The following is a 1,381-nucleotide window of genomic DNA, read 5'->3' on the forward strand; positions in this document are numbered from 1 at the left end:
ATTCTCAACTTGAAATTGTAAAAGTTACGAAAGCCGTATGCATTTCTCTTCAACACTTTAATATGATTATTTAAACATTCTAATGGTCCATTAGAATAAGGCAATTCTAGCGCATTTTTAATTTCATTTTGGTACTTCTTAAAAGTACCAATAGTCTTTTGATAGTAGGAAGGAAGACGGCGGAAATCTTCGTCTAATAGTGTATGAAACCGATCAAAATCTCTTGTCTGTACGGCATAAAGAAAGTCCTGATAACAGGTGTAGCCACTTTTCAATTCGTCATCATACGCAAGTAATCGATCAACGACTTCTGTTTCAGTTAAATAAGTGCGGAAGGAAGAACGCCAAAGGCGTTTTTTAAAATCAAGCTTTGATTGATTTTTTTGAAGAAGTTTCCAGTATTTCTTCATGTGTCGATACGTTTTCGCTTCTGTATTTCCCTGATGAAGAAATGTGTTCATTCTCTGAATACGGTGTTTTAAAAAGGTTCGACTGATGAGTTGGACAAGATGAAAGCGATCAAGAATAATCTGAGCCATCGGAAATAACTTTTTGACGAGAGAAAAATAAGGGGCATACATATCGCAAACAATATACTTTACCGTTTTACGGACAGACAACGAAAAACGTGAAAAATACCGCTCTAGAAAAGGGAGCTGACGGTTTTCAACGACATCAATTAACTGCTTTGTTTGACCGTCCATCATGATGAAACTCATAGAAGCCGCGACTTGCTTAACTGATTTAAATTCATCAAAACAAAGGATTTCAGGTAAGGTGAGTCGATTGATTTTTTTAGGTTCATAAAATCGTTTCAAGACACGGTAAACAGAGGAAACTGAGACCTTCTTTTGACGCGCAATTTCACTCATAGAAGTGGTTTTTCTGAGTCGATCGGCAATGGATAACTTCACTTTAGTTGAAATCGAACAATGTTTTTCAACAAGACTCGTTTTAGCAACGAACGATCGATTGCAGGATTGACAGAAGAAACGGCGTTTCTTCAAGCGTAAATACGTTTGATACTCCGAAACATCATTCAATAAAATCAGACAGCTTGTAAAGCCCCAACGGATAATCGCCTCCTTTTCTTCTCCCTCACAGTGAGGACAAACATGAGCAGCATAATCGAGCGTACCAGAGAAGACCTGACAAATTCTTCCTTTGATCGATTCCTTTTTTAAGCAAATTTCATTAAAAGTGATGTTTAAGTCTAGAATATCTAAGGTTTCTTTGATAAGATTTGTATAGGACATCTTGATTTCCCCTTTTGATTGGTTTTCGTCGACTTAATTCTAAAGGATATCAGGGTGTCTTTTCTATTATTTTGCATTAAAAAAGATGCCGGTGATTTCTCACCAACATCAGAAAGTATAGAGCC

1 protein-coding gene is annotated in these 1,381 nt (G+C 36.6%); it reads right to left on the minus strand.

Annotation, left to right across the window (positions count from 1 at the left end; translation table 11 throughout):
- A partial coding sequence (locus tag RV15_RS18365) for an ISL3 family transposase (RefSeq protein ID WP_071879430.1) occupies positions 1-1,256 on the minus strand: 1,256 nt, incomplete at its 3' end.
- Positions 1,257-1,381: the final 125 nt, after the last annotated feature.

It is taken from the genome of Enterococcus silesiacus (assembly GCF_001886225.1).
In the GTDB taxonomy this organism is placed as follows: Bacteria; Bacillota; Bacilli; order Lactobacillales; family Enterococcaceae; genus Enterococcus_L; species Enterococcus_L silesiacus.